This is a genomic window from Shigella sp. FC1967 (assembly GCF_001743005.1).
Classification (GTDB): Bacteria; Pseudomonadota; Gammaproteobacteria; order Enterobacterales; family Enterobacteriaceae; genus Proteus.
On the sequence record NZ_MIIZ01000955.1, the window covers coordinates 1 to 1,632 of the forward strand.

Below are 1,632 nucleotides of genomic sequence, written 5' to 3' on the forward strand. Positions count from 1 at the left end.
AATTATAAATTACGTGAGAAATTTGAATGGTATGTCGAGCAATATATTGATCATATTATTTTTATGATGTGGAAAGTAAGAGATGAATTTTCTAAAAATGATTACCTCGTCAGGATTTCTTTTTTTGATACATTAAATCCGTGGGTATTAAAAGATCTATTTAATCAAATATCTTCATTTTTTAATAATAAACAAAATAATTATAAATTACGTGAGAAATTTGAATGGTATGTCGAGCAATATATTGATCATATTATTTTTATGATGTGGAAAGTAAGAGATGAATTTTCTAAAAATAATGAGGTAAGACCGCAAGAACTACCAGAATATCAAAAGATATGGTTATTCCCTGAAAATAAAAAAATACGTAATGAAGAAAATGCGTGGCTATTAAAACTCATTAATGCTATTGCGCAGAAGTTTATTTATGACTACCAAAAGGTTGCAAATAAAGAGGCGATAACACTCGGTGATGGCGAATTAGAGCGCATTATCGCTATTATTCGTCAAAATAAGGATGAACTAAAATGAATCGCTTATTATTAATTCCACATATAAAAATTCATAATGCAAATGCATTATCGAGTCCTTTTACTATTGGTTTCCCTGCCATAACGGCTTGGTTAGGTTTCGCACATGCTTTACAACGAAAACTTAATCAGCAAGGATTTAACTCACTGAATTTTTATGCAACCGGTATTGTTAGTCATCAATGTGATTTGCAAACCTTTAAAGGCCCAGGCGATTTTGTTAACTCGATTGTTGGCACTGCTAATCCATTAGATAAAGAGGGTAAACGAACCGCTTTTATAGAAGAAGCACGTTGCCATTTAGAGGTTTCTTTAGTCATTGCTTATCATTCAGAAGATGAAAAAGAATTACGTCGCTTTGAACAAGACGCTTTTATAAAAACATTATCATCGCTCTTGCTAACCATGAAAATTGCAGGAGGCGATATATTAAAAGTTGAAGAGCCTGAAACATTTGTATTGAGTCAAGATGACCCCAATGAAGAGCATCAAATTTTGCGTCGTTTAATGCCAGGTTATGGATTACTTGAACGTAGAGATTTAATGAAATCAGCCATGGATGAAGGCAAAGATGCTCTTGATGCTTTACTGGATTTTTTGCTGGTTAGCCATCAGTGTGAAAAACAGGAAAATGGAGGTATTGAATGGAAAACACAGCGTAAAACATCAGGTTGGATTGTACCTATTGCCACGGGATTCCATGGTATTTCAGCATTAGCTAAAGCCAAAAATCAACGAGATCTCGACGTGCCTCATCGCTTTGCTGAGAGCGTTGTGACATTAGGTGAGTTTGTGATGGCTCATCGTCTTAATTCTATTTGGGATATGCTTTGGGCATATTCCTATGATCCTGAAAAAAAATCTTTATTTATGTCAACAAGATAATGAATATTCTATTTAATTTTAAAAGAGAGAAAAATCATGGCTAAAAAAAAATGATACTGTATCCGTTTTGGCATTTGAAAAAAAAAACTCGTTCCTTCTGATGGTTATTTTTATGGCACTTGTTGGGATAATAAAAAATGAATTTACACCTCTTAAATTACAAGAAAAATCAGTTAGAGGGACTATTTCAAACCGATTAAAACAGGCTATAAAAAAT

3 protein-coding genes are annotated in these 1,632 nt (G+C 32.9%); all 3 read left to right on the forward strand.

What is annotated here, in order from left to right:
- Positions 1–531: type I-F CRISPR-associated protein Csy1 (locus BHE89_RS16685; RefSeq protein ID WP_286146233.1), on the forward strand; the 531-nt coding region annotated here is incomplete at its 5' end.
- Positions 528–1,415, forward strand: coding sequence for a type I-F CRISPR-associated protein Csy2 (csy2, locus tag BHE89_RS16690; RefSeq protein WP_128860642.1), 888 nt, complete (start codon positions 528–530; stop codon positions 1,413–1,415). The genes BHE89_RS16685 and csy2, both read left to right, overlap by 4 nt.
- 67 nt (positions 1,416–1,482) lie before the next feature.
- Positions 1,483–1,632: type I-F CRISPR-associated protein Cas7f/Csy3 (locus BHE89_RS16695; RefSeq protein WP_128860643.1), on the forward strand; the 150-nt coding region annotated here is incomplete at its 3' end.

Bases quoted from the DNA above. Each gene is read 5' to 3' on its own strand.
- csy2 (WP_128860642.1), top strand. From the start codon at position 528: ATGAATCGCTTATTATTAATTCCACATATAAAAATTCATAATGCAAAT.